Raw genomic sequence first — 18433 nt, 5'->3', positions numbered from 1 at the left:
GAACGCCCGGTCAGAAATAGAAACTGTTAGTTCACATGCTGTCGTTTGATCTGCCGGTACTTGTTCGCCGCAATTCGTTTCGTTACCCTAAGGAAGCGACGCCGACTGGTAGGTATGTGCGTCGTTTCAAACAATATTAGGAGACTGCAGAATGAAAAAATGGATGAGCATGATGGGCATGACAGCATGCCTGGTAATCGCTTGCGGTACGGCGTCGGCAAACGAGCGCGCCAGCGCAGACGAGGCGGTGGCCATGGTCAAGAAAGCGGTTGCCGCGATCAAGGCCAACGGCAAAGACAAGGCGTTCGCGGAGTTCGCCGATCCGGCCAACAAGGACTTCCATGACCGTGACCTGTACATCTACGTCTACGACATGAATGGCACTAACGTCTCCCATGGCAATAACCCAAAGATGGTCGGCAAGAACCTGATGGATATGAAGGATGCCGATGGCACCGCGATCATCAAGACATTCATCGATGTGGCCAACAGCAAGGGGAAGGGCTGGGTGGATTACAAATGGCCCAATCCCGTGACCAAGGCGGTTGAGCGCAAATCCGGCTACGTGGAGAAGGTGGACAACCTGGTGGTCGGCAGCGGCATCTATAAACCTTGACGAGGTGATCCGGTGAGGTGGCCGCCTTGGAATGGATGGCTTGGTATAACCACCACCGGCGCATGGAAGCGCTAGGCTATATCCATCCCGCCGAAGCTGAGGCAAACTACTACAGAAAACTCAGAACTGTGATTCGGCGTGGTTCAGCGCGACGAGGCACCCAGACGCTTGCCAAGATATACCGTGACTACCACGGCGGCGCCGAAGCCCACGGTGAGGGTGTCGAGTTGTTCGCTAAGCAGCGGTATGGAAAACAGCATCGCAAAAAAGGGTTGCAGCAACTGCACCTGACTTGTCCGTACGGTGCCGCCAATGGCGAGCGCGCGATACCAGATGACGAGCGAGAGCCACATTGAGAACAGGCCAAGATAGGCGAAGCCTATCCAGGTGACGGCACTGACCGCCGTTTGCGGCCAGCTCATGATTGAGCCCGGCAAGGTCAGCGGAAGCGAAATGATATTGATCCAGCAAATTACCTGCACGGCGCCGAGTTCCGGAGTAACGAGTGCGCCGTGTACGTAGCCTATCGAAGCTGCCAGCACCGCAATCACCAGCACCAGGTCGGCCCGTTCAAGGTGAAATGCCTGTCCCGCCTGATAGGAACGAAGCAGAGAATAGACAACTACCAATGCGGTGCCGGCAGCCGCGCATGCCCAGAAGCTGTTGCTGGCCCTCTGGCGTAACATCCAGACCGCACACACCGCCGTCACCAGCGGCAGCAATGCCGTGATCACTGCCGCATGGCTGGCTGTCACCGTACGCAGCGCAAATGCCAGCAGCAGCGGATAGCCGAGCACGTTGCCGAGCGCAGCGAAGACCAGCATGCGCCAGTGGGGGCGCTTGGGCCAGGGCGCGCGCTTCCACCACAAAAATCCGATGGACAGGAATGCGGCTACCACGGCACGTCCGAACGTCACGAACCACGGCGACAACTGGGTCGTGGTCCCGGTCCCCATCGTGAGCCGCGTTACCGGAAGCGTAAGTCCGAACATCATCATTGCGATCAGCCCGAGCCACAAACCTTTCGTTTGAGGGCTGAGTCTGTTGAAGCGCCGTAAAAACAGGTCGGCCATGGATCGTCCAGTTAGAGCACTGCTGCGAGCTGCGGCGCGAGCCCCAGCCGGTCGTCGGCCATTCCGTAATCCGCCAGGGCAAGGATTGGCACTTCCGGATTCTTGCCGACGGCGATGATAATCTTCGAGTCCTTGATGGCGCCCACGATGTCCACGCCATTGCCAACATATTCGAGCCGGACCTTGACGTCGCAGCCCGCAGCGCGCTTCGCTGGTGCCAAAACTTTCATTGCTTTGCCTTCTGTTTACGGCAATTCAGTTCCATGCCGGGCGCAGGTGCTGCGTCCGGCATGGAACTGAATTGCCGAGAGATCTGGATGCTCAGTGAACCGCGTGGGTGCTGGCAACGACCACCGGAATTTCCGTCGCGGGTGGGGTATTGCGGCTGCGGCCGCATCGGACAATGCCGTCGATCATGACCATGCCGACGCCGGGAATATCACCGAGCTGGACGCTGTCGAGCAGGTCGCGTCCTGGCGAGTGCTGAGCCTTGTCCATGAAAACGAAGTCAGCCGCGCGGCCAACTTCGATCAGCCCGCAATTTAGTCCGCGGATACGGGCAGTGTTGCCGGTGGCGAAGCAAAACACGAGTTCGGCGGGTAGGCGGCCCAGGCTCGACAGTAGCGCAATCATGCGCAGGATGCCGAGAGGCTGCACGCCTGACCCGGCCGGGCCATCGGTGCCAAGGATGACGCGATGGGGACACTTGAGCTGCATTGCTGTCTGCGCGGCCGCAATCGCGACCCGCTCGTTACCATTGTGGACGATCTCGATGGCACGGCTCGATTTTTCGCATAGCTCGCAGACATGGGCCTCCGGAAGCGACGTGTGGCCGCCATTGATGTGGCCGATCACGTCGGCGTCGGCTTCGAGCACCACATCCTTGTCGATCAGGCCCGAGCCGGGGATCGAGGGGCCGCCAGTGTGAATCGTGCTTTGAATGCCGTACTTTCGCGCCCAGGCCACCATTCTTTGCGCCTCTTCACCGGCCTTTACCGATCCAAGCCCGACTTCGCCGAGCAACTTGACGCCGGCCTCTGACAGGTCCTTGAAGTCCTGCTCAGTCATGCCTTTTTCAATCACTGGGGCGCCGGCGAGCACCTTGACGCCGCCCGGCCGAAAATTGTCGAACGCGCGCTGGGCGGTGATCGCCAACGCCTTCAGGCCAACGATATCTTTCGGACGGCCCGGGAGGTGGACTTCGCCGGCTGAGATCATGGTGGTCACGCCGCCGTTCATCGTGGAATCAATCCAGCCCAACTGGCTCTGGCGCGGCGTCCAGTCGCCAAAAACGGGGTGGACATGGCTGTCGATGAGACCCGGCGCAACACAAGTCCGGCGGACATCGATCACCGTGTCGGCGCCTTCGGTGTCGCAGTCCGCTGCCTTACCCACGGCACTGATCAGGCCATCCTGCACGACGATGGTATCGGCATCCAGGATGGGTTGGTCGATGTCTCCGGACAGTAGAAGACCGATGTTCTTGATGACTACCTTGCCGGATTTCTGGGCGCTGACTACGTCTGCCATGTTTGTCTCCTGTTTTTTAATCAAAGAAAGGAAAAAGGCCCTGGTTCACGAGGCTGTCGCTATTGTCGGGATTGTTGGGGCCGTCTCGTCCGGCGCGGCCGAGACTTGGCGCACGACGGCGGCGGTAATGAACGCCTCCCAGTGCGTTAGCGCTTCAGGCGCTTCGAGGTTTTCGCCGAGAAATGCTGACAGCGTGAAGCGATTCGACAAATAGAAATAGGCCAGCGCCGCGCTCATCAGGTAAAGGTCGCGTGCCCGCACTTCCGGACGGAACAGGCCAAGTTCAACTCCCTTCGCAAGGACGCGGCCAAGAAGAGAGATGGCTGGGGAAGAATACTCGCGGGCACGCACGGATTTGGAAATGTGCTTGCCCAGGTGCAAATTCTCACTATTCAACAAGGTGATGAATTCGGGATGCTGCAAATAATAGGTCCACATGAAGCGCACAAGGGTCTTTAAATCCTCGACCGGATTCTCCAGGTTCAGGGCAAGCTTGGATTCAGCCTCGTTGAACTGCCGGTAGGTGTCTTCGATCACCGCGATGAACAGTCCCTCCTTGCTGCCGAAGTAGTAATAAATCATGCGGTCATGCGACTTCGCCGCTTTCGAGATCTGCTCGATGCGCCCCCCCGCAAAGCCGTGCTTCGCGAAAACCTTGGTTGCTGCGCGTAGGATATTGTCCTGCGTCGCCAAGGCGGCCTGCTCACGCACGCGCGGCCGGCGAGTGGTGCTTGCAGTGCCGGCGGCACGCCGGGGAATAGAGGTTGCCATGTTCGTTCTGGGCTGGAATGATGCCTCCCGGCGGCGTCAAGCTCCGGGCGGCACCCTTGATTACTGTTCGGCGAAGGCGCGTTCGATTACGAAGTCGCCTGGCGTTGTGGTATTACCCTCTTTGAATCCATTCGCTTCGAGCATCTTCTTCAGGTCGCGCAGCATGCCAGGGCTGCCGCAGATCATTACGCGATCGTTTTTCGGATCGAGGGGCGAGACACCAAGGTCGGTAAACAGCTTGCCGCTTTCGATCAGGTTGGTGATACGACCCATGTTCTTGTACTGTTCCCGCGTCACTGTCGGGTAGTAGCGGAGCTTGCTGCTGACAAGCTCTCCGAGGAATTCGTGGTTTGGCAGGTGTTCGACCAACATGTCGTGGTATGCCAGCTCGTCGACTGTCCGCACCCCATGTACCAGGATCACCTGCTCGAACTTCTCATACGTCTCCGGGTCCCGGATAATACTCATGAAAGGCGCTAGCCCGGTGCCGGTGGATAGCAGGTACAAGCGCTTTGCAGGCAACAGGTAATCGATTAGCAGCGTGCCGGTCGGCTTGCGACCGACGATAATCGTGTCCCCGGCCTTGATGTGCTGAAGATGCGAGGTCAAAGGTCCGTCAGGCACTTTGATGCTCAGGAATTCGAGATGATCTTCGTAATTGGCGCTGACGATGCTGTAGGCGCGCAGCAGCGGCTTGTTGTTAACGCGCAGTCCGATCATCGTGAAGTGCCCGTTGCTGAACCGTAGCGACGTGTCGCGTGTGGTGGTGAAGGTAAATAACGTATCCGTCCAGTGGTGGACGCTTAATACACGTTCTTCATTGAAGGCGCTCATCTGTTCTCCATTGCAAGCATAAAAACCGTCTGCGTTCAACGTTCAAGTTGCCCGATCTTGTCCTTCCGCAATTTCCAGGCTTCCGCATCAGGCAAGGGGCTTTTGCGCTTGGAAATGGTGGGCCAGTCAACGGCCAACTCAGCATTGAGTTGCGTGAAAAGCTGCATATTTTCCGGCAAATCGTCCTCGGCATAAATAGCGTTCACCGGGCATTCCGCGATACAGACAGCACAATCGATGCATTCCTCCGGATCGATGACCAAAATGTTCGGCCCTTCCTTGAAACAATCCACGGGGCATACATCGACGCAGTCGGTGTATTGCAGCGAATGCAGGCTTGAGTCACTACGTGAGTCATCAGGGCTTCCTCGCTGCCATCGACGAATTTTTATGTAGCGCGTACAACATGAATATGTAGCTAACACTGAATGAAAATGTAGTGTACACTACATTGAGTGGATGCCAAGCATAATTAATCTATTCAGGAGACGCCAGCACCATGACCGAGCACACCAAGACCGACGGGCTGCCGGGCATCGAGCCGCCAATGCTGGAGCGGGCCAAGCCGCGAAGCGAGCGCATGGCCGGCGACAAGATTGAATGCAATGCCTGCCCGGTCCTATGCCAGATCACCGCTGGCCGTTCCGGCGCCTGCGATCGCTATGCTAATGTTGACGGCACGCTGGTGCGTGTGGATCCGGTTGTCCTATTGCGCAAGACCGTCGCTTCCGAGGATGGTGTGCTGGTGCCCTTTGCCGGGCGCCAGCAGTCGGGCACCGGCGCAGGGCCGGAAGGAGAGAGCAGCGCCTCCCCTGCAACCTGGGATGGCAACCTGCTGCACGCCGGTGAAGTGTTCGTGACTGGCGTTGGCTCATCCACCACCTATCCCGATTACAAGCCTGCCCCGTTCATCGTGTCGTCTCCGGCCGGCGGGGTAGACATTGTCACGGTCGTCACCGAAGGGATCTTCAGCTACTGCAGTTTCAAGGTAAAGATCGATACCGACCGCTACCTCGGCCCTGAACAGGCCAACGTCCGTTACAAGGGCGAAGTGGTGGGGCATGTCACCACCGCCGAGTACGGCTCGCAGATGCTATCCCTCGGCGGAGTGCATCATCTGACCGGCGGAAGCAAGAAAGAAGGTCGTCTGACCGCCGAAATCATGCAGCTGCTGGGCAACAAGCAGGCGGCCGAAGTCACCATTGACGGCGGCTCCCAGATCGTGATCCAGGCCGGCCGCGCGCCAATCGTAAATGGCGTCGAGGAGCAGCGCATGCGCGTTGGCTGCGGCTCGGCCACCATAGGCATTTTTGCGCGCCAGCTGTTCGGCAAAGTCGACGAGGTGATCGTGGTCGACGACCACATCACCGGCGTGCTGACCGAACACCAGGCAGGACGCTGCCTTGACATCCCGCCTTCCGGCGTAAAGATCCGTGGCCGGAAATCCACGCCGGGTCGCTATTTTCAGGTTGCGAACCCCGGCACTGGCTGGGGTGGAACCGATATCGCCGAACCCCTGAGCATCATTGAAGGTTGGGATGCCACGGTGGCAAGGCCGGGATTGCGCCTGCTGATGACTTCCACCACCGGCGAGCACGCCGCTTGGTACCTCCTGGATGATAATTTGCGCCCCGTCGAACAACCGATGCCGGCGGAGGTGCAAAGGGTGGTCGAGCGCATCGGCGAAAACTGCGAGCCGTCGCTCACGACGGTATTGTTCCTGGCAGGCGCCGGAGGGAGCCTGCGCGCTGGTGTTACTGAAAATCCCATCCTGCTGACGCGCTCGATCAAGCAGACCCTGGTCAATGTCACCTGCGGCGGCGCTCCAGCCTATGTCTGGCCGGGCGGCGGCATCACGATCATGACAGACGTCATGCGCATGCCCGACAATAGTTTCGGCACGGTGCCGACACCGGCCATCGTGGCTCCGATCGAATTCACGATGCGCCTGGAGGATTACCAGGCGCTCGGCGGCCACATGGACTACGTCCGTCCGCTCTCTTCCGTGCTGACGTCCGGCGCATGGCACAACGAAGGCGCGCCGACCCAGCGCAAATGGCTGCACCAGCCTGCCGTCAATGTCTGGCCGGCCGCTGCCGGCCCGATGCTGGGCTAGGCTTGGGAGGCGCGAAATGAGCCCGCAGCACACGACGCTTGCCGACGGCCGCCTGCATTTTTCGCATGGACCGATCGACCTGGTAATCCAGGCCGACGGCCGTGCCGATGCGGTCCAGGCAGCGCATCGCAGTGCCTGGCAGCGGTTTGAGACCGTGCTGGCGGAGCTCGTGAGCGAATTGCGTGAATTGCGGCGTCCGGTGGGCGACGCGACGGCGCTGACTGGTGTTGTCGCCCGGCGCATGTGGAACGCCTGCCATCCTTTCCGATCCGGCTACATCACGCCGATGGCAGCAGTCGCCGGCGCCGTCGCGCAGGAAATCATTGCCTGCTACGAGCGTCCCGGCATTATTCGCGCCGCCGTCAATAATGGCGGGGACATCGCGCTTCATCTGGCTCCGGGCGCCTCGTATCGCGTCGGAATCTGCTCGGATTTGGCGAACGCCACCCGCGAAGCGGTGCATGGCCACCTTGAACCTGATGCGGACATGGAAATCGAGGCGGCTTTGCCGGTTCGAGGCATCGCCACCAGCGGGTGGCGTGGACGGAGCTTTTCGCTAGGTATCGCCGACAGCGCAACCATCCTGGCCGCAACCGCGGCGCAGGCGGATGCAGCGGCGACCGTCATCGCCAATGCCGTCAATATCAATGACTCCCGCATCAAACGAATTTCCGCCTGCGAGCTAAAGGACGATACTGACCTGGGCGACTTGCCCGTGACGGTCGACGTGCCGCAATTGGAACCCGAGCTGGTCCAGGCGGCGCTACATGCCGGCATCGCGCTTGCGCGCAAGCTAGAGCGTGCGGGCCTGATCTGGGGGGCGGTACTTGTATGCCAGAATCGAAGCGCATGCCTGCTCAACGAAAACCCTGATTGGGACCCGCGGCCCGCGGCGGCGCTGCCGTCACAAGCCAACCTGTTTCGCAACTTGAGGATTGCCCGATGATCGATATACGACGCGTATTCTTCCATGTCGAAGACATTTTCCATGAATTCGGGCCGCGGGCCGACGTGCCGCTGCGGCGCGGTTATGTCGCGGGAGTGCTCACTAATCCTTATGCCGGGCGTTACGAACCGGATATCCTGCCCATGATGGAGCAATTGAATGCGGTTGGAGTCGAGCTGGCGGGCGCGCTGCTGCAGCGCTTCGAGGTGCCGGCTGAAAAGATCGAAGGCTATGGCAAGGGTGCAATCATCGGTTCAGCCGGCGAAATCGAGCATGGCGCACTCTGGCATGTGCCGGGCGGCTATGCGATGCGCGAACTGCTTGGCTGGAAAGGTGACTCGGCTGCCTACGCGGCGGGCAAGAGCAGCGGTACCAAGGGCCAGCCTGCCAATGCACTGGCGATTGTACCGTCCACCAAGAAGGTGGCGGGTCCTGGGGCGACGCTGGATGTTCCGATGACGCACATTAATGCCGCTTATGTGCGCAGCCACTTCGACGCCATCGAAGCCCGAGTTCCAGGCGGCCCGCGTGCCGACGAAATGGTGGTGATTCTTGCCATGAGCACCGGTCCCCGCGTGCATGCCCGGGTCGGCGGCCTGAAAGCGGCCGACATCGCGAAGTGGGACGGCCAGCGCTGATTTCATCGGCATTTTCAACTTGTTACGGAGGTAGATATCCATGCCAGCAAAGATTCGCAAGCTCATCGTCCAGCTCGACGAGACCCGGGCCGAAATGGGCCAGGCGGTCAACCCGCCCAGCCGCAAGGCATTGGCGATGGCCGTCATCGAGAACCCCTACGCCGGCCGCTACGCCGATTCTCTTGACGAGCTGGTCGCCATCGGGGAAGAGCTCGGCGGACTGCTGGGAAGCCGTTGCGTGCAGGCACTCGGCATCGCACCGGAGCAGGCGCAAAGCTACGGTAAGGCGGCAATCGTCGGCGAGGCGGGCGAACTCGAGCACGCGGCTGCCATTCTGCACCCCAAGCTCGGCGCGCCTTTACGCCAGGCGGTCAGCAAGGGGGCTGCGCTGGTTCCGTCAAGCAAGAAAATGGGCGGGGTCGGTACCGCTGTCGACGTGCCGCTGGGGCACAAGGACGCGGCGTTCGTGCGCAGCCATTTCGACGCGATGGAAGCGCGGGTGGCAGACGCGCCGCGTGCCAATGAGATCGTGGTGGCCGTTGTCGTTACCGATAGCGGCCGCCCACTGCCCCGCGTGGGAGGGCTCCAGTCCCACGAAATCAAAGGCGAGGATGGCTTGCGCTAATTTCCGAACCGATTCGCTCCCGAACGTCATACACCACAAGCTAATAACAAGGAGACAATGATGAAGAAGACCAGCAGTATCCTCGCAAGCGCCGCCGTCCTCTGGGCCACCGGTATCGGTATCGCGGCATCTGCCGATAATGTGATCAAGATCGGTGAAGTGAACAGCTACAAGGCGCAACCCGCCTTTCTCGAGCCGTACCGCAAGGGAATGCAGCTGGCCCTGGACGAGATCAATGCGGCTGGCGGCGTCAACGGCAAGAAACTGGAGCTGATCAGCCGGGATGACAATGGCAATCCCGGCGATTCCGTGCGGGTCGCCGAGGAACTGGTGTCGCGCGAACACGTCGACGTGCTGACCGGGGGCTTTCTTTCCAACACCGGACTGGCCCTGACCGACTTCGCCAAGCAGCGTAAATTTTTCTTCCTGGCGGGTGAACCGCTGACTGACAAGATCGTGTGGCAGGATGGCAATCGCTACACCTTCCGCCTGCGTCCGTCGACCTACATGCAGGTAGCCATGCTGGCGCCGGAAGCCGTTGCTTTGAAGAAGAAGCGTTGGGCGCTGGTCTATCCCAACTATGAATACGGCCAGTCGGCAGTCGCCACGTTCAAGGAGCTGATGAAAGCGGCGCAGCCCGACGTGGAATTCGTGGCGGAACAAGCCACGCCGCTGGGCAAGGTCGATGCCGGCAGCGTCGTGCAGGCTCTGGCCGATGCCAAGCCGGATGCCATCTTCAACGTGTTGTTCGCTGGCGATCTGCTGAAATTTGTCCGCGAGGGGAACACGCGGGGCCTATTCAAGGGCCGCGAGGTGGTGAGCCTGCTTACCGGCGAGCCGGAGTACATCGATCCCTTGAAGGAGGAAAGCCCAAACAACTGGATTGTCACCGGATATCCGTGGTACGGCATCCAGACGCCTGAGCACACGGCGTTCCTGAAGGCTTATCAGGCTAAATTCAAGGATTATCCACGCTTGGGATCGGTGGTCGGCTACAGCGAGATCATGTCGCTTGCGGCCGGCATCAAGAAGGCGGGTTCGACCGATTCCGAAAAGCTGGCTGATGCGTTCAAGGGCTTGCAGGTCAATACCCCGCTCGGACCGATCGTCTATCGTTCCGAAGACCACCAGTCCACGATGGGTGGTTATGTCGGCCGGACCAAGGTCGAAAACGGCAAAGGCGTGATGGTCGACTATCGCTATCTGGACGGCGCGAAATACCTTCCGTCCGCGGCGCAGGTAGCGAAATTGCGTCCGGCGCAATAATGCCGGCTCCCCGGCCTGCGGGCCGGGGCGTTTCCGATCCACTCCGCTGAAAGAACGTTTCATGGGCTTCTCAAGTTTCGCGGTTCAGTTGCTCAACGGCTTGGCCAGTGCCTCTTCGTTGTTCATGGTGGCGGCCGGCCTGTCGCTGATTTTCGGTGTCACGCGCATCGTCAATTTTGCGCACGGCTCGTTCTTCATGGTTGGCGTCTATATCGCCTATTCGCTGGCCGAGCGCTTCGGGGGCATGGGCTTCTGGCCCGCCTTGCTGCTGTCCGCAGTGGCAGTCGGCGTGCTTGGCGCGCTGGTGGAAATCATCCTCTTGCGGCGTATCTATCGCGCACCAGAACTGTTTCAACTGCTGGCAACGTTTGCGCTGGTGCTCGTCATCCGCGACGCTGCGTTATGGTTGTGGGGACCGGAAGAGTTACTTGGTCCGCGCGCACCCGGCCTCAAGGGAGCGGTCGACGTCCTCGGCCGCCAGTTTCCTTCCTACGACCTGTTCCTGATCGTGGTCGGGCCGGTGGTGCTTGGCCTGCTCTGGTTGCTGCTCACCCGCACGCGGTGGGGTACGCTCGTGCGCGCCGCCACCCACGACCGCGAAATGGTAAGCGCGCTTGGCGTCAACCAGGCTTGGCTGTTCACCGCGGTGTTCGCGCTGGGCGCCATGCTTGCCGGCCTGGGCGGAGCGCTACAGTTGCCGCGCGAGCCGGCAAACCTGGAGATGGATCTGGTCAGCATCAGCTCCGCTTTCGTCGTGGTCGTAGTCGGGGGCATGGGTTCGATTCCAGGTGCCTACATCGCCGCCCTGCTGATCGCAGAACTGAAGGCGGTGTGTATCTGGCTCGGCGTGGTAGACATCTTCGGCATCACCATTTCGTTCTCCAAGTTGACGCTGGTGGTGGATTTCATCGTAATGGCCGTGGTGCTGGTGATTCGCCCATGCGGTTTGCTAGGGAAGCCACAAGCGGTCAGCCGCAACACCGGACCGGCCGAGCAGCCGCTGCGTTCCGCCAAACCGATGTACAAGCTTGCGGTCGCGGTGCTGGCCGCGGCCCTCGTGGCGCTACCATTGCTCAAGATCGGCTCATCCTACGTGACCGTGCTGGCCATCGACTTAATGATCGCCGCGCTGTTTGCTGCCAGTCTGCATTTCATCATGGGCCCGGCGGGCATGCATTCGTTCGGTCATGCGGCATATTTCGGGCTCGGTGCGTATGGCGCCGCGGTCGCGGTGCGCGCCTTCGGCTTACCGATGGAGGCCGCGCTGGTCCTGGCGCCGCTGGCCGCTGCGGCTGGCGCGTTCCTGTACGGATGGTTTTGCGTGCGGCTATCAGGCGTCTACCTCGCGATGCTGACGCTGGCCTTTGCCCAGATTACCTGGGCCGTGTGCTACCAATGGGATGCCGTGACCGGCGGTAGCAATGGCTTGACCGGTATCTGGCCAGCAAAGTGGCTTTCCGCGCCGGGTGCCTACTACTACTTGACACTGGTTGTGGTAGGGATCGCAATCCTGTTGCTGCGGCGCGTACTGTTCTCGCCGTTTGGATACGCGATGCGCGCCTCCCGAGATTCGGTGCTGCGTGCCGACGCGATTGGCATCGATGTCAAGCGCTTGCAGTGGGTAGCGTTCGTCATCGCCGGCCTGTTCGCCGGCATCGCGGGCGGCCTGTTCGCCTTTTCCAAGGGAAGCATATCTCCAGACACCCTGAATGTCGGCAAGTCCGTCGACGGCCTGGTGATGGTGATGCTGGGCGGGCTTCAGACGTTGACCGGACCGGTCGTCGGGGCAGTGACCTTCGGCTGGCTGCAAGATGCCGTATCGCGCAATACAGACTATTGGCGCGCCATGTTGGGCGGCATCATCCTGTTGCTGGTGTTACTGTTTCCGCAGGGAATTGCTGGCTTTGTGCGTCAGTTATATGACGGCTGGCAGGAAAAGAAGGAGGCCCGGCAATGAGTCTGATGACCGTAACGAATCTCGGGAAGTCCTTTGGTGGCATCAAGGCGGTTGACGGCATCAGCTTCGAACTTGCCGCTGGCGAACTGCTGGCGCTGATCGGGCCAAACGGGGCTGGAAAATCCACCACCTTCAATATGGTCAATGGCCAGCTGCACGCCGACGTCGGCTCCATCCGTTTCGACGGCGCCGAGCTGGTCGGGAAAAAGCCGCGCGAAATCTGGCGGCTGGGCGTCGGACGCACCTTTCAGATCGCCGAAACCTTTGCTTCGCTGACCGTCGTCGAAAACGTGCAGATGGCGCTGCTGTCGGCCGATGGCAAGCTGTTCTCGATGTGGCGCAGGGCGGCTGCGCATAAGCGGAACGAGGCGCTGGCCCTGCTCGAGCAGGTCGGCATGGCGGCGCAGGCCGACCGGCCCTGCAGCGTGCTGGCCTACGGCGACGTCAAGCGCGTCGAGCTGGCGATCGCCATGGCTAATCGCCCCAAGCTGCTCCTCATGGATGAGCCGACCGCCGGCATGGCGCCGAAGGAAAGAAACGAACTCATGGCCTTGACCAAGAAGCTGGTGGTCGAGCACAACATGGCCGTGCTGTTTACCGAACATAGCATGGACGTCGTGTTCGCCTATGCCGACCGCATGATCGTGCTGGCGCGCGGACGCTTGATTGCCGAGGGCAAGCCGAACGAAATCCGCGAGCATCCGAAGGTCCAGGAAGTGTATTTCGGCAGCGGCAAGACGTTTGAAAAATCCAAGGTTTCCAAGGAGTCCGTATGATGCGACCCGCAGCAGAAGGTGCGGTGCGGCAGACGGCGATCGATGCCGGGCGCGAAGCCCTGCTCGACGTCAAGGCGCTCAACGCCTGGTACGGCGCGGCGCAGATCCTGTTTAACGTCGACCTGCAGGTGCGGCGCGGCGAAGTGGTGGCGCTGATGGGGCGCAATGGCGCCGGCAAATCAACCACGTTCAAGGCGCTCATGGGCTTGCTGGCGAAGCGGCGGGGAAACGTTTCATTCATGGGCCATGACATCTCCGGTGCGCAGCCCCACGAAATCGCTGCCCGCGGCCTCGGCTTCGTACCGGAGGACCGCCGCATCTTTACCGATCTGACGGTGCTGGAAAATCTCGACGTCGGACGCCAGGGCAAGCGCCACTGGCCTGACAACACCGCCGCGCCGATATGGACGCCGGAGCGGCTGTTCAAGCTGTTTCCCAACTTGGGGGAAATGCCAAACCGGCTCGGCGGGCGCATGAGCGGCGGCGAACAGCAGATGCTGACAGTGGCGCGCACCCTGATGGGAAATCCCTATCTGGTACTGCTGGACGAACCGTCCGAAGGGGTGGCGCCGGTGATCGTGGAGCAGATGGCGCACATGATCCTGGAACTCAAGGCCGAGGGCGTGAGCATCCTGCTATCCGAGCAAAACATGCATTTTGCCGAGCTGGTGTCCGACCGCGCGTATGTGCTCGAAAAGGGACAGATCCGGTTCGAGGGCACGATTGACGAGCTAGCCGCCAACGATGCGGTCAGGCAAGCTTACCTGAGCATGTAAAGTGGCTGCAGTCATGAATCTTCGTGCCCCTTCCACCGTCTCCCTGGAAGTCAACGGACGTACGCACACGCTCGAGGTACCGGGCGACGCGCCGCTGCTGTTCGTCTTGCGCAACGACCTTCAACTCAACGGCCCCAAATACGGCTGCGGGCTGGGGCAATGCGGTTCCTGCACTGTGCTGGTGGACGGCAAGGCCGCGCGCGCCTGCGTGATCCCGGTTGGCGGCGTGGCCGGACGACAAATCACGACGCTGGAAGGACTTGGCAGGAGGGATGCGCTGCACGTGGTCCAGCAAGCCTTCATCGAGATGCAGGCCGCGCAGTGCGGTTACTGCCTGAACGGCATGATCATGACGACGGCGGCGCTGCTGCGGACCAATCCACGGCCCGACGATCGCCAGATCCGCGACGCGCTGGCGAACAACCTTTGCCGCTGCGGCACCCACATTGAAATCCTGCAGGCGGTGCACCGCGCGGTGGAGCTGCTTGCCTCCAATGAAAAGGGAACGACATGAGCCGCCGTGCCGATCTGCCGCACAGCCGGCAGGATTTTCACCAAGCGAAAGGCGTCCTGCTGATCGTTCGCGAGCCGCCGCCGCCGCCTCCTCCTGTCAAGGGACAGCCCGCTGCGGTGCCTGCGAATCCGGAAGAGGGCGTTGAGATTCTGGTTGCCGTCTGGGACGATGGCAGCGTCACGGCTCTGAACGGACATGTTGACCTCGGTACCGGCATCCGCACCGCGCTGGCGCAAATCGTGGCGGAAGAACTCGATGTGCGCATGGACCAAGTCAACATGGTGCTAGGCGACACCACGCGTGCGCCGAACCAGGGAGCGACAATCGCCAGCGCCTCGATACAAATCCACGCGCTGCCCTTGCGCACCGCCGCCGCGCAGGCTCGCGCGTGGCTGGTGGAGCAGGCGGCGCAACGGCTTGGCGTACCGCCGGCCGAGATCGAGATCGATGCCGGCGTCGCTCGCGTGCGTGGCCGGCAGGAACAGCAGGGGCAGCAGGGACAATCGATTCCTTATGGCGAGCTGGTCAGGGACATGCATGTTCAATTGCTGCTTGACCCTGCAATCGCCAGCAAGCGGCCCGAAGATTACCGCGTGGTCGGGCAAAGCGTGCCGCGCGTGGATATTCCGGGCAAGGCAGTCGGTGAACTGACGTTCGTGCATGACCTGCGCGTGCCTGGCATGCTCCATGGGCGAGTGATACGGCCGCCCTATGCCGGCGCCGATCATGGCGACTTCATCGGAAATACCCTGGAGTCGGTCGACGAGAAATCGATCGCACATATTCCCGGCATCGTCGCGGTGGTCGTGATCCGCGACTTCATCGGCGTTGTCGCCGAGCGCGAGGAGCACGCTGAACAGGCGATGCGCGAGTTGGCCATGCAATGGAAGGAGTGGCCTGCCTTGCCCGAGCTGGGCGACCTGGAAGCGGCGATCCGCAACAATCCGTCCACGCGCCGCGTGGTAGCGGAGCAGGGTGACGTCGATACCGCGCTGGCAAACGCCGCCCAGCGCATCGACCGCACCTATGTCTGGCCCTATCAGTTGCATGCGTCGATCGGGCCATCTTGCGCCGTAGCCCAGTGGCATCCCGAACGCCTGACGGTCTGGGCAGGCACCCAGAACCCGCATGTGCTGCGCGCCGATCTGGCGAAACTCATGGATATGCGGGATGTCGCGATCGACGTAATCCGCATGGAAGCGGCCGGCTGCTACGGTCGCAATTGCGCCGATGATGTCGCGGCCGACGCGGCGCTGCTGTCGCGTGCCGTCGGCCACCCGGTGCGGGTGCAGCTGACGCGCGACCAGGAGCACCTGTGGGAGCCGAAAGGCGCGGCCCAGCTCATGGAAATCAAGGGTGGGCTGAATGCCGATGGCAGTGCCGCCGGTTACGACTTCCAGACTTCCTATCCGTCCAACGGCGCCGTCACGCTTGCGCTGCTACTGACCGGGAAAGTCAGCCCGGCCCCGATCGCCTATGAAATGGGTGACCGCACCTCGGTGCCTCCCTATGACTACGAACACCTGCGTGTGTCGATCAACGACATGGCGCCGATCTTGCGAGCCTCCTGGTTGCGCGGCGTGTCGGCCCTGCCCAATTCGTTCGCCCATGAAAGCTATATCGACGAGCTGGCCGTCGCGGCCGGGGTCGACCCCGTCGAATATCGCTTGCGCTATCTAAAGGATGATCGCGCCGCCGAACTGGTGCGGGCTACCGCGGAACGTGCCGGCTGGCTTACTCATACCCAGCCCCGGCAGCAGCCGGCCGACGGCGAGTTCCTCAAGGGCCAGGGGTTCGCCTACGCCCGCTACGTGCACAGCCGTTTTCCCGGCTTCGGCGCTGCCTGGGCTGCCTGGGTCGCCGACGTGGAAGTCAACCGCAATACCGGCGAGGTCCATGTGCGGCGCGTGGTGGTCGGACATGATGCCGGCCTGATGATCAATCCGGCTGGCGTCAAGCACCAGGTCCATGGCAACGTCGTGCAAACCACCAGCCGCGCGCTCAAGGAAAGCGTACAGGTCGAACCGCTCACCAATACCGTGGCAACCAAGGAATGGGGCAGCTATCCGATCCTGAATTTCCGCGAGGTGCCGGTGATCGACGTGATGATGATGCCGCGCGTCGACCAGCCGCCGCAAGGCGCCGGCGAAACTTCCTCCGTGCCCGGGACGGCGGCGATCGCGAACGCAATCTTCGATGCCACCGGCGTGCGCTTTCGCCAGCCGCCTTTCACGCCGGAAGTCGTGCGGGCCGCGCTGAATCCGCCGTCCGAAACATCCAGGCCGCCCGACCCGGCCGCGCCGCCGCGCACCCGGCGTCGCTGGTGGACCGTTCCGGGCGCACTGCTGGCTGGCGCGGTTGGTATCGGCGCAGCGGCGTTCGGCGGCAAACCGGCGATTCCAGAGGTCGCACGGAGCAGCACCTCTCTCTATACGGCAGAAGTAATCGAGCGAGGCCGGATTCTCGCCGCAGCCGGCGACTGCATGGTCTGCCACACTGCGCCAGGCGGCGCGCCCAATGCCGGCGGCCGCGCGCTCGACACGCCATTCGGAAAAATCATTACCACGAACCTGACTCCGGATCCGGAGACCGGCATCGGCAAATGGTCGTTCACCGCCTTCCAGCGCGCGATGCGCGAAGGCATTTCGCGCGATGGAAAACATCTGTACCCTGCCTTTCCGTACACCTCGTTCACCAAGATCAGCGACGACGACCTGATGGCGCTGTACGCCTATCTGATGTCGCAGGAGCCGGTGCGCAACGCGGTGCCGGAGACCCAGCTGGCTTTTCCGTTCAATATGCGTCCGCTGATGGGGCTGTGGAATGCATTGTATTTAAAGCAAGGTGTCGACGCTCCCGATCCCTCGCGAACGGCGCTGTGGAACCGCGGCGCCTACCTGGTCAACGGGCTCGGCCATTGTACTGCCTGCCACAGCCCCCGCAACGCGATGGGTGCCGAACGAGGTGGCAAGGCTTACCTTGCGGGCGCCTTGGTCGACGGCTGGGAGGCTCCGCCGCTGACTTCGCTTTCCCATGCGCCGGTACCCTGGACCGAGGCGGAGCTGTTCCGTTATCTGCGTCACGGCCACAGTGAGCAGCACGGTGCGGCGGCCGGCCCGATGGTGCCGGTCGTGCAGGAACTCGCCAAGCTGCACGAGGAGGACATCAGGGCCATGGCGCATTACCTTGCATCATTCAATCAACCGATCGCGCCGCAGCAGGCCAAGACGATGGCAGACGAGCTGGTGGCAGCTTCCAGGAATCGTACTGAGGTCCGTTTGAACGCGGACAGCCGTCTGTTTTCCACGGCATGCGGCAGCTGCCATCACGACGGCGATGGTCCGTCACTGCTGGGGCTGAATCACCCGCTGGTGCTGAACAGCAACCTTCACAGCGGGACACCTGACAACCTGGTACAGGTCATCCTGCACGGCGTGCAGGAAACGCCGAGTCGGGAGATAGGCTTCATGCCAGCTTTCAAGCACAACCTGAGCGATTCGCAGATTGCGCAGATTGCGCGTTATCTGCGTCAGCGCTACGCGCCGGACAAGCCCGCCTGGAGCGACGTCGAATCGACCGTCGCCCGACTGCGGGCGCCAGATGGGCCACGACATTGACGGGCCGATAAATCAAAACAATCTTGAAACTAATCACCAATCCGATGGAGGGAGTTGCCATGAGTTTGACCAAGGCCGTTTTTCAATGGGACGACCCGCTGCTGCTGGACCAGCAGCTCACCGGCGAAGAACGCATGGTGCGCGACGCCGCCCAGGCCTACTGCCAGGACAAGCTGCAGCCGCGCGTGCTCGAAGCCTTCCGCAACGAAACCACCGACCCCTCCATCTTCCGCGAGATGGGCGAGCTCGGACTGCTCGGCCCCACCATCCCCGAACAGTACGGCGGCCCCGGCCTGAACTACGTCAGCTACGGCCTCATCGCCCGCGAGGTCGAGCGCGTCGACTCCGGTTACCGCTCCATGATGAGCGTGCAATCCT

17 protein-coding genes and 1 pseudogene are annotated in these 18433 nt (G+C 61.6%); 12 read left to right on the top strand and 6 right to left on the bottom strand.

What is annotated here, in order from left to right:
• Window positions 1-151 precede the first annotated feature (151 nt).
• Complete coding sequence (locus tag G3574_RS21580) at window positions 152-616, top strand: cache domain-containing protein (RefSeq protein WP_235953553.1); 465 nt, start codon at window positions 152-154, stop codon at window positions 614-616.
• 143 nt (window positions 617-759) lie between these two features.
• On the opposite strand, the gene G3574_RS21570 is transcribed toward G3574_RS21580, so the two are convergent.
• The 6 genes and pseudogenes from G3574_RS21570 to fdxA all read right to left on the bottom strand — a co-directional run bounded on the left by G3574_RS21570 (window position 760) and on the right by fdxA (window position 5182).
• Complete coding sequence (locus tag G3574_RS21570) at window positions 760-1689, bottom strand: DMT family transporter (RefSeq protein ID WP_163967609.1); 930 nt, start codon at window positions 1687-1689, stop codon at window positions 760-762.
• 11 nt (window positions 1690-1700) lie between these two features.
• Window positions 1701-1919, bottom strand: coding sequence for a hypothetical protein (locus G3574_RS21565; RefSeq protein ID WP_163967608.1), 219 nt, complete (start codon window positions 1917-1919; stop codon window positions 1701-1703).
• A 91-nt stretch (window positions 1920-2010) separates the two neighbouring features.
• Window positions 2011-3219 (bottom strand): amidohydrolase family protein, encoded by a 1209-nt coding sequence (locus G3574_RS21560; RefSeq protein WP_163967607.1) that lies wholly within the window; start codon window positions 3217-3219, stop codon window positions 2011-2013.
• Between the two features lie 45 nt (window positions 3220-3264).
• Entirely contained in the window at window positions 3265-3990 is a 726-nt protein-coding gene (locus G3574_RS21555) for a TetR/AcrR family transcriptional regulator (protein WP_163967606.1), read from the bottom strand.
• A 60-nt stretch (window positions 3991-4050) separates the two neighbouring features.
• Window positions 4051-4824: a ferredoxin--NADP reductase gene (locus G3574_RS21550; RefSeq protein ID WP_163967605.1), complete on the bottom strand. Its 774-nt coding sequence runs from the start codon at window positions 4822-4824 to the stop codon at window positions 4051-4053.
• Window positions 4825-4859: 35 nt separating this feature from the next.
• A pseudogene (gene fdxA / locus G3574_RS21545) lies at window positions 4860-5182 on the bottom strand (ferredoxin FdxA).
• Window positions 5183-5323: 141 nt separating this feature from the next.
• Between fdxA and G3574_RS21540 the strand changes: the two are divergent.
• From G3574_RS21540 to G3574_RS21490, 11 genes are all read left to right on the top strand, one after another.
• Window positions 5324-6940 carry a 6-hydroxynicotinate reductase gene (locus G3574_RS21540; RefSeq protein WP_163967604.1) on the top strand — a complete coding sequence of 539 codons (1617 nt, stop codon included), beginning with the start codon at window positions 5324-5326 and terminating at the stop codon, window positions 6938-6940.
• A 16-nt stretch (window positions 6941-6956) separates the two neighbouring features.
• Complete coding sequence (locus tag G3574_RS21535) at window positions 6957-7886, top strand: UPF0280 family protein (RefSeq protein WP_163967603.1); 930 nt, start codon at window positions 6957-6959, stop codon at window positions 7884-7886.
• Window positions 7883-8524: an amino acid synthesis family protein gene (locus G3574_RS21530; protein WP_163967602.1), complete on the top strand. Its 642-nt coding sequence runs from the start codon at window positions 7883-7885 to the stop codon at window positions 8522-8524. The genes G3574_RS21535 and G3574_RS21530 overlap by 4 nt, the downstream gene beginning before the upstream one ends.
• A gap of 40 nt (window positions 8525-8564) precedes the next feature.
• Window positions 8565-9149 (top strand): amino acid synthesis family protein, encoded by a 585-nt coding sequence (locus G3574_RS21525; protein ID WP_163967601.1) that lies wholly within the window; start codon window positions 8565-8567, stop codon window positions 9147-9149.
• A gap of 57 nt (window positions 9150-9206) precedes the next feature.
• Entirely contained in the window at window positions 9207-10415 is a 1209-nt protein-coding gene (locus G3574_RS21520) for an ABC transporter substrate-binding protein (RefSeq protein ID WP_205609876.1), read from the top strand.
• A 61-nt stretch (window positions 10416-10476) separates the two neighbouring features.
• Window positions 10477-12372 (top strand): ABC transporter permease, encoded by a 1896-nt coding sequence (locus tag G3574_RS21515; protein ID WP_163967600.1) that lies wholly within the window; start codon window positions 10477-10479, stop codon window positions 12370-12372.
• On the top strand, window positions 12369-13148 hold the full coding sequence (locus tag G3574_RS21510) for an ABC transporter ATP-binding protein (RefSeq protein ID WP_163967599.1): 780 nt from the start codon (window positions 12369-12371) through the stop codon (window positions 13146-13148). Before G3574_RS21515 ends, G3574_RS21510 begins: the two co-directional genes overlap by 4 nt.
• Complete coding sequence (locus G3574_RS21505) at window positions 13148-13924, top strand: ABC transporter ATP-binding protein (RefSeq protein ID WP_163967684.1); 777 nt, start codon at window positions 13148-13150, stop codon at window positions 13922-13924. The genes G3574_RS21510 and G3574_RS21505 overlap by 1 nt, the downstream gene beginning before the upstream one ends.
• Window positions 13925-13937: 13 nt before the next feature.
• Window positions 13938-14438 (top strand): (2Fe-2S)-binding protein, encoded by a 501-nt coding sequence (locus G3574_RS21500; RefSeq protein ID WP_163967598.1) that lies wholly within the window; start codon window positions 13938-13940, stop codon window positions 14436-14438.
• The gene (locus tag G3574_RS21495; protein WP_163967597.1) at window positions 14435-18055 is read left to right on the top strand and encodes a molybdopterin cofactor-binding domain-containing protein; all 3621 of its coding nucleotides are present in this window, start codon (window positions 14435-14437) and stop codon (window positions 18053-18055) included. Before G3574_RS21500 ends, G3574_RS21495 begins: the two co-directional genes overlap by 4 nt.
• 59 nt (window positions 18056-18114) lie before the next feature.
• Window positions 18115-18433: acyl-CoA dehydrogenase family protein (locus G3574_RS21490; RefSeq protein WP_205609875.1), on the top strand; the 319-nt coding region annotated here is incomplete at its 3' end.

Source organism: Noviherbaspirillum galbum (assembly GCF_010974945.1).
GTDB lineage: Bacteria > Pseudomonadota > Gammaproteobacteria > Burkholderiales > Burkholderiaceae_D > Noviherbaspirillum > Noviherbaspirillum galbum.
Note: the sequence above shows the minus strand (reverse complement) of the source record. Positions and strands in the feature narration are given on the sequence as shown.

Excerpts from the sequence above, each read along its gene's own strand:
- G3574_RS21550 (WP_163967605.1), bottom strand. The coding sequence starts at position 4,824 with ATGAGCGCCTTCAATGAAGAACGTGTATTAAGCGTCCACCACTGGACG.
- G3574_RS21570 (WP_163967609.1), bottom strand. The coding sequence starts at position 1,689 with ATGGCCGACCTGTTTTTACGGCGCTTCAACAGACTCAGCCCTCAAACG.
- G3574_RS21525 (WP_163967601.1), top strand. The coding sequence starts at position 8,565 with ATGCCAGCAAAGATTCGCAAGCTCATCGTCCAGCTCGACGAGACCCGG.
- G3574_RS21510 (WP_163967599.1), top strand. The coding sequence starts at position 12,369 with ATGAGTCTGATGACCGTAACGAATCTCGGGAAGTCCTTTGGTGGCATC.
- G3574_RS21495 (WP_163967597.1), top strand. The coding sequence starts at position 14,435 with ATGAGCCGCCGTGCCGATCTGCCGCACAGCCGGCAGGATTTTCACCAA.
- G3574_RS21540 (WP_163967604.1), top strand. The coding sequence starts at position 5,324 with ATGACCGAGCACACCAAGACCGACGGGCTGCCGGGCATCGAGCCGCCA.
- G3574_RS21560 (WP_163967607.1), bottom strand. The coding sequence starts at position 3,219 with ATGGCAGACGTAGTCAGCGCCCAGAAATCCGGCAAGGTAGTCATCAAG.
- G3574_RS21505 (WP_163967684.1), top strand. The coding sequence starts at position 13,148 with ATGCGACCCGCAGCAGAAGGTGCGGTGCGGCAGACGGCGATCGATGCC.
- G3574_RS21515 (WP_163967600.1), top strand. The coding sequence starts at position 10,477 with ATGGGCTTCTCAAGTTTCGCGGTTCAGTTGCTCAACGGCTTGGCCAGT.
- G3574_RS21580 (WP_235953553.1), top strand. The coding sequence starts at position 152 with ATGAAAAAATGGATGAGCATGATGGGCATGACAGCATGCCTGGTAATC.
- G3574_RS21555 (WP_163967606.1), bottom strand. The coding sequence starts at position 3,990 with ATGGCAACCTCTATTCCCCGGCGTGCCGCCGGCACTGCAAGCACCACT.
- G3574_RS21520 (WP_205609876.1), top strand. The coding sequence starts at position 9,207 with ATGATGAAGAAGACCAGCAGTATCCTCGCAAGCGCCGCCGTCCTCTGG.
- G3574_RS21565 (WP_163967608.1), bottom strand. The coding sequence starts at position 1,919 with ATGAAAGTTTTGGCACCAGCGAAGCGCGCTGCGGGCTGCGACGTCAAG.
- G3574_RS21535 (WP_163967603.1), top strand. The coding sequence starts at position 6,957 with ATGAGCCCGCAGCACACGACGCTTGCCGACGGCCGCCTGCATTTTTCG.
- G3574_RS21530 (WP_163967602.1), top strand. The coding sequence starts at position 7,883 with ATGATCGATATACGACGCGTATTCTTCCATGTCGAAGACATTTTCCAT.
- G3574_RS21500 (WP_163967598.1), top strand. The coding sequence starts at position 13,938 with ATGAATCTTCGTGCCCCTTCCACCGTCTCCCTGGAAGTCAACGGACGT.